3 protein-coding genes and 1 pseudogene are annotated in these 7,768 nt (G+C 69.8%); 2 read left to right on the top strand and 2 right to left on the bottom strand.

What is annotated here, in order from left to right; translation table 11 throughout:
- A pseudogene (locus P1P70_RS36260) lies at positions 1–776 on the top strand (serine/threonine protein kinase); the annotation flags it as partial.
- A gap of 64 nt (positions 777–840) precedes the next feature.
- Here P1P70_RS36260 and P1P70_RS36265 read toward each other — a convergent pair.
- Entirely contained in the window at positions 841–5,814 is a 4,974-nt protein-coding gene (locus tag P1P70_RS36265) for an NAD-glutamate dehydrogenase (protein WP_319245361.1), read from the bottom strand.
- 594 nt (positions 5,815–6,408) lie between these two features.
- On the opposite strand from P1P70_RS36265, the gene P1P70_RS36270 reads away from it, so the two are divergent.
- Entirely contained in the window at positions 6,409–6,975 is a 567-nt protein-coding gene (locus P1P70_RS36270; protein WP_319245363.1) for a DJ-1/PfpI family protein, read from the top strand.
- A 36-nt stretch (positions 6,976–7,011) separates the two neighbouring features.
- Here the strand turns inward: P1P70_RS36270 and P1P70_RS36275 are convergent, their stop codons facing one another.
- On the bottom strand, positions 7,012–7,680 hold the full coding sequence (locus P1P70_RS36275) for an HAD family hydrolase (RefSeq protein WP_319245365.1): 669 nt from the start codon (positions 7,678–7,680) through the stop codon (positions 7,012–7,014).
- Positions 7,681–7,768: the final 88 nt, after the last annotated feature.

Below are 7,768 nucleotides of genomic sequence, written 5' to 3' on the forward strand. Positions count from 1 at the left end.
CCTACAACCTCACCCCGCAGTCCGCCGCCCCGGCTCCGTCACCGGCCGCCCCGCCCAAGAAGAGCCGTCGCGGCCTGAAGGCGGCCCTGGTCGCCCTGGCCCTCGTCCTCGTGGCCGGCTCGGGCGCGGCCGCGGCCGTGTACGTGCTGAAGGGGAAGGACGACAGCAACAGCTCGGCGAGCGACTCCCCCAAGGACAGCACCAAGAACGACGGCAAGGACGGCAACGGCGGCGACCAGGCGGCCTCGACGCCGAGCCCGTCCCCGACCGGCACCGGCACGGACTCCGGCTCCGGCGACCAGGGCGGCGCGGGCGACGGAACGGGCCCGAGCGAGACCCCCTCGATCCCCGCGAACGCCCAGTACACAGCCGTCTTCGAGGGCAAGCCCTTCACGCTGCGCACCCCCGCCGGCTCGGCCTACGTCAAAGTCGACTTCGACAAGCCGGAGGTCGACACCGAGGACGAGATGGTCGACGGCCTGATGGACATGCACCTCGACAGCAGCTACTGGTACTTCGACACGACCATGGGCAAGAGCGCGGGCACCACGCCCCAGGAGTGCGCCGAGGGCACGGGAACCGACGTGCTGCCCTCCACCCTGGACTCCGGTGCCTTCGGCGAGGAGGCGGAGATCGACAAGGGCGTCAGGCTCTGCACGGTCACCAAGCAGGGCAACCTCGCCATGTACGAGATCACCGGGCTGACCCCGGGCGAGTACAGCTTCGAAGTACCCACGGTGCAGGGCAAGCTGACCCTCTGGGAGATCACCGAGTAGCCGCCCCGGCGACGCATACGGAAGGGGGCGCCCCAGAGTTTGGGGCGCCCCCTTCGCCGTACCGCTACGAGTGCGAACGCAGCAGCGTCCGCATCGTCCGCATCGCCACCGACAGGTTGGCGAGGTCGAACGCGTCGGAGCCCTGGATCTCCTCCAGGGTCGTCCGCGCCCGGCCCAGCAGCGCCGCGTTCTTCTGCTCCCACACCTTGAAGCGCTGCTCCGGGGTGGAGGTGCCGTTGCCCGCCGAGAGGACCTCGGCGGTGAGGGAGGCGTGGGCCGCGTACAGGTCCTCGCGGATCGCCGCGCGGGCCATGGACTGCCAGCGGTCCGCACGCGGCAGTTCGATGATGCGGTCCATGAGCTGGGTGATGCGCAGCCGGTCGGCGAGGTCGTAGTACACCTCGGCGACCTCCATCGGCGTCCGCCCGACCCGGTCGGCGACCGCGACGATGTCGAGCGTCGGGAAGGCCGAGGAGAAGCCCGCGACGCGCGTGGCCAGCTCCTCCGGGACCCCGGCGCCCGTCAGCTCGTCGTAGATCTTCTGGTACCACTCCAGGTCCGCGCCGCGCAGCAGCTTGGGCAGCTCGCCCCAGACCAGGTGCACGCCCTCGGAGAAGAACGTGATGGTCCCGCTGAGCTCCAGCGGCTGCGGCCGGTTGTTGAGCAGCCAGCGCGTGCCGCGCTCGACGAGGCGGCGGGAGTGCAGCCGGATCCGGGTCTGGACGGCCGCGTCGACCGTGTTGTCCAGGCCCTCGACCGCGTCCCACACCGCACCCGACCCGAAGATCGCACGGGAGGCGGTCTGCGCCCGGACGATCTCCTCGAGCGAGGCGCCGGTCTCCTCGCGCAGCCGGTGCAGGAAGCTCGTACCGCCCGTGTTGACCGTGTCGTTGACCAGCAGGGTCGTGACGATCTCACGGCTCAGCGGGTGGCTGTCGATGTGCTCGCGGAACTGCTCGCGCAGCGCGGTCGGGAAGTACTCGTGCAGCAGCTTGCGCAGGTACGGGTCGTCCGGGAGGGAGGTGTGCAGCAGCTCCTCGGCGACGGTGATCTTCGTGTACGCGAGGAGGACGGCCGTCTCGGGACCGGTCAGGCCGTACCCGGTGTTCAAGCGCTCGCGGATCTGCCGGTCGGTGGGCAGGAATTCGAGCGCCCGGTCGAGGTGGCCCTCGCGCACCAGGTGGCGCATGAAGCGCTGCTGGGCGTGGAGCATGTCCGAGGACTGGGCGAGGGCGTTGGCGATCGCCGTGTTCTGCGCGTAGTTGTTGCGCAGGACGAGCCGGCCGACCTCGTCGGTCATCTCGGCGAGCAGCTTGTTGCGCTGCTTGACCGTCATGTCCCCGTCGGTGACCAGGCCGTTGAGCAGGATCTTGATGTTCACCTCGTGGTCGGAGGTGTCCACGCCCGCGCTGTTGTCGATGGCGTCGGTGTTGACCCGCCCGCCGGTCTGCGCGAACTCGATCCGGCCCAGCTGGGTCAGGCCGAGGTTGCCGCCCTCGCCGACGACCTGGACGCGCAGGTCGGCGCCGTCGACCCGGATCGCGTCGTTGGCCTTGTCGCCGACGTCGGCGTGTGACTCGGTCGAGGCCTTCACGTACGTGCCGATGCCGCCGTTCCACAGCAGGTCGACCGGCGCCTTGAGGATCGCCTTCATCAGGTCGGCCGGGGTCATCTTGGCGATCTTGTCCTCGATGCCGAGGACGTCCCGGATGTGGGCGTTGATCGGGATCGCCTTGGCGGTGCGCGGGAAGACGCCGCCGCCGGTGGAGATCAGATCGGTGTCGTAGTCGGCCCAGCTGGAGCGGGGCAGCTCGAAGACGCGGCGGCGCTCGGCGTAGGAGGTGGCCGCGTCGGGGCTGGGGTCGATGAAGATGTGCCGGTGGTCGAAGGCGGCGACCAGCCGGATGTGCTCGCTGAGCAGCATGCCGTTGCCGAACACGTCACCGGACATGTCACCGATGCCGACGACCGTGAAGTCCTCGGCCTGCGTGTTCACCCCCAGCTCCCGGAAGTGCCGCTTGACCGACTCCCAGGCGCCGCGCGCGGTGATGCCCATGCCCTTGTGGTCGTAACCGGCCGAGCCGCCGGAGGCGAAGGCGTCCCCGAGCCAGAAGTTGTAGCTCTCGGCGACCTGGTTGGCGATGTCGGAGAAGGTCGCGGTGCCCTTGTCGGCGGCGACGACGAGATAGGTGTCGTCCTCGTCGTGCCGGACGACGTCCGCCGGCGGGACGACCTCGCCCGCGACCATGTTGTCGGTGATGTCGAGCAGCGCGGAGATGAAGGTCTTGTAGCTGCGGATGCCCTCGGCGAGCCAGGCGTCCCGGTCCACCGACGGGTCCGGCAGCTGCTTGGCGACGAAGCCGCCCTTGGCGCCGACGGGCACGATGACGGTGTTCTTCACCATCTGCGCCTTGACCAGGCCGAGGATCTCCGTCCGGAAGTCCTCCCGCCGGTCCGACCAGCGCAGACCACCGCGGGCGACCTTCCCGAACCGCAGGTGCACGCCCTCCACCCGCGGCGAGTACACCCAGATCTCGAACGCCGGGCGCGGCGCCGGGAGATCCGGGATCGCCTGCGGGTCGAACTTCATGGAGACGTAGTCGTGCGGCTTGCCGCCGGCCGCCTCCTGGAAGAAGTTCGTCCGCAGCGTCGCCTTGATGACGGTGAGGAAGGACCGCAGAATCCGGTCCTCGTCGAGGCTGGCGACCTGGTCGAGCGCCGCGTCGACCTCTTCGAGGAGCGCGTCGACGATCTCCCGGCCCGCCCGCTGGCGGTCCGGCGACATCCGCGCCTCGAACAGCGACACGAGCAACCGGGTGGTGTGGACGTTGTTGCGGAGGGTGTCCTCCATGTAGTCCTGGCTGAACGTGGATCCGGCCTGCCGCAGGTACTTGGCGTACGCGCGCAGCACCATGGCCTGCCGCCAGGTGAGCCCGGCGCTCAGCACGAGCGCGTTGAACCCGTCGTTCTCGGCCTGCCCGGTCCAGGTGGCGGCGAATGCCTCCTGCACCCGCTCGCGGGCGTCGTCCCCGGCGTAGTCCACGCTCCCGGCCTGCGGCCTCGGCATGCGCAGCCCGAAGTCGTAGATCCACGCGGTCGTCCGGTCCGAGCAGCGCAGCTCGTACGGCCGTTCGTCGATGACCTCGACGCCGATGCGGTTGAGCACGGGCAGCACCGCGGAGAGCGAGACCGAGCCGCCCTTGCGGTAGATCTTGAAGCGGCGCTCGTCGGGCGCGGCGCCCACCGGCTCGTACAGGCTGAGCTCGAAGTCCTCGTCCTGGTCGAGCGCTTCGAGGCGGCAGAGGTCCGCGACGGCGGAGCGGGGGTTGTGGTCGGCCTTGTACCCCTCGGGGATGGCGTTTGCGTACTTGCGCAGCATCTCGGCGGCGCGTTCCTCACCGACCTCGGCGTTGAGCGCCTCGGCGAACCCGTCGGACCAGGAGCGGGCGGCCTCGACGAGCTTGGCCTCCAGGCGGTCCTTGTCGGCGTCGCTGAGGTGCGGCAGTTCGGTGCCCGGCTCGACGCGGACCACGAAGTGCAGCCGGGAGAGGATCGACTCGGTGTTCCAGGCGGTGAAGTCGACGCTGATGCCGCCCAGTTCCTCCTTCAGGATGTCGATGATCCTGAGGCGTACGCCGGTGGTGTAGCGGTCGCGCGGGAGGTAGACGAGGGCGGAGTAGTAGCGCCCGTACTCGTCCTGGCGCAGGTAGAGCCGCAGCCGCCGGCGCTCCTGGAGGTAGAGCACGGAGGTGACGATGGACCGCAGTTCGTCGGCCGGGGTCTGGAACAGCTCGTCGCGCGGGTAGGTCTCCAGGATCTGGAGCAGGTCGCGGCCGTCGTGGCTGTTGGGCGAGAAGCCGGCGCCGACGAGCACCTCGTCGACCTTGCGGCGGATGACGGGCACCCGGCGCACGGACTCGGTGTAGGCGGCGGAGGAGAACAGTCCGAGGAAGCGCCGCTCGCCGATCACGTTCCCCTCGGCGTCGAACTTCTTCACGCCCACGTAGTCGAGGTAGGACGGCCGGTGGACGGTGGCCCGGCTGTTGGCCTTCGTCAGGACGAGGACCTTGTGCTCACGGGCCTTGGCGCGGGCGTCGGCGGGCAGCCGCTCGAAGGAGGAGCTGACGGGGTGCTGGTCCTCCCCCGCGTGGTGCGGGTCGGAGCGCAGGATGCCGAGGCCGGTACCGGCGACGGCGGCGAGCGAGTCGTCCTCGCGCAGCTCGTACTCGCGGTAGCCGAGGAAGGTGAAGTGGTCGTCGGCGAGCCAGCGCAGCAGCTCGCGGGCCTCCTCCACCTCCTCTCCGCGCAGGTCGTCGGCGGTGTGCTCGGCGGGCAGCCCGTCGGCGATCCGGACCGCCGCCTCCCGCATCTTCTCCCAGTCCTCGACGGCCTCGCGGACGTCGGACAGGACGCGCAGCAGATCGTTGTTGATCTGCTTGAGGTCCGCGCGGTCGGTCTCGCGGTCGATCTCGACGTGGATCCAGGACTCGATGTGTGCGTCGTGCGGCAGCGTCTCCCCGGCGGCCACGGCCGCGGCCGCCGCGGCGACGGCGGCGGGGTCGATGATCAGCTCGACGAGCTTGCCGGTGACGTCCCGCCGGACGACGACCTGGGGGTGGATGACGACGTGGATCCCGCGTCCCTGCCGTGACAGCTCGTTGGTCACGGAGTCGACGAGGAAGGGCATGTCGTCGGTGACGACCTCGACGACGGAGTGGCTGCACGTCCAGCCGTTCTCCTCGACGGTCGGGGTGTGGACCCGCACGTTGGCCGTGCCCTGGGGGCGGTTCTCGGCCAGTCGGTAGTGGGAGTGGGCGGCTCCGAAGACGTCGACCGGGTCGCGGCCGCTGAGGTCCTCCGGGGCGGTGTGCAGGTAGTAGCGCTGGAGGAACGCGAGCACCGTCTCCCGGTCCGGGATGTCGGACGTACTCTCGCTCGTCGTCCCAGTCGGTAGATACCCCCCGACCGGGCTGTTCTCAGCTACCCGGGCGGCCCGTTCGAGCAGCTCGGCCTTGGCTTCGTCCAGCTTGGTCTGCATTGTCCTCTGGCTCCTGTCGCGCGCCGTTGCGTGACGTAGAAGGAAGTACGAACTCGTCCCCTCCGAAGCGCCACCACGACACGGGGTGTCCGGTCTGTTTCGACGCTATGCCGCAGGGTGAGACGAGCGGGGGGTAATCAGCCATTCTCGCTACCCGGCAGGGGTGTGACGCTGCTCTCGGCACCGTCCGTCCCGTGGGTGCGCCCGGCGTCCCGGGAGCCCTGGTGGCTCCCTCCCGCCCGCGAGGACCAGCGACCGCCGCCCGGACACGGATGTCTTCCGTGCTCACCGGGCGCAGGGCAGGGACGACGACGTCCCCGCGAGCTATCGCGCTGATCACGCCACAAGGCTATCCCTCCGGACGGGGGGCACGTCATGAGCCGTATGTGTACAAATCCGAGGGTCGAACTTTGACGTTCTGCACAGTACCCACCGCGCACTTTTGAGCTTACCTCCGCGCAACCGAGCTTATACGCGCTTTCGCCGCACCCCGCATCAGCACACCCCCTTGGCAAACCTCCACCCCGGATGCACGTTGCCCAGGAAGCCATAGCCTGACGAAGGAAGCCCTGCGGTACCGAGGGGAGCCCCACCATGACGGCCAAGATCCTGATCGTGACCGGCGACGCGGCGGAGTCGCTGGAGGTCCTCTACCCCTACCAGCGCCTGCGCGAGGAGGGATACGAGGTCGACATCGCCGCCCCCAGCCGCAAGACGCTCCGCTTCGTGGTCCACGACTTCGAACCGGGCTACGACACCTACACCGAGAAACCCGGCTACACCTGGCCCGCCGACCTGGCCTTCTCCGAGGTCGACCCCGGTCGGTACGTCGCCGTCGTCGTGCCCGGCGGCCGGGCCCCGGAGTACCTCCGCAACGACCCCGAGCTGCGCAAGATCCTCAAGTCGTTCTTCGACACCGACAAGCCGGTCGCCCAGATCTGCCACGGCCCGCTGCTGACCGCGGCCGTCGACGCGCTGTCCGGGCGCCACGTCACCGCGTATCCCGCCCTCGAACTCGACATGCAGGCCGCAGGCGCCACCTTCCGGGACGCCGAGACCGTCGTCGACGGCACCCTCGTCTCCGCCCGCGCCTGGCCGGACCACTCCGCCTGGATGCGGGAGTTCCTCACGGTGCTGCGGGCGAAGGCGCCGGTGACGTAGCCGAGGGCCACAGGAGCGCGGCTCGCCGGGGTCGGGTTACGCGGCGAGCCGCTCGGCCTCGACGACGGCCTCCTCCAGGGTGTCCACGACGGGCACGCCGACCCACTCCAGGCTGGCGCGGCTGTGGGAACCCCCGGTGTAGAGCACGGCCTGCGCGCCGACGTGCCGGGCGGCGACCGCGTCGTCGGCGGCGTCCCCGATCACCACGGTCCGTCTCGGCTCGACCCCCACGAGCCGACGCAGATGCCGCACCATGTGCTCGGCCTTGCTGCCGCCTGAGGGCCCGGTGCGTCCGTCGACCCGCACGAAATGCGGCTCGATCCCGAAGCCGCGCACCAGCGGGACCAGTTCCTCGTGCGCGTACATGCTGAGGATCGACTGACTGCGCCCGGCCGAGCCCCAGTCCGTCAGCAGACCCGGCACTCCCGCGGTCAGCGCACAAGCGACCCGGTGCTCGGCGTAGTACCGATGGAAGACCACGTCCATGGCCTCCCACTCCTCGTCCGTGGGCAGCCGACCGATCAGCCGCTCGTAGAACTTCGGCACGGGTACGCAGTACAGCTCCCGGTACCGCTCCAACGTGATCGGCTCGATCCCCAACTCCGCGAACGCCGCGTTCGTCGCCCCGATGATCGCCTCGTTGTCATGGAACAGGGTCCCATTCCAGTCCCAGACGATGTGCGCCCCGACTCCGTTCATCCCCATACCGAAAACGTACCCCGCACCACCGACAACCCAGTCCTGCCCACCTGAGGCCCTCCCCGGCCGTCCCCCCTGCGGGCAATCGTGCCGC

It is taken from the genome of Streptomyces sp. MB09-02B (assembly GCF_033794485.1).
In the GTDB taxonomy this organism is placed as follows: domain Bacteria; phylum Actinomycetota; class Actinomycetes; order Streptomycetales; family Streptomycetaceae; genus Streptomyces.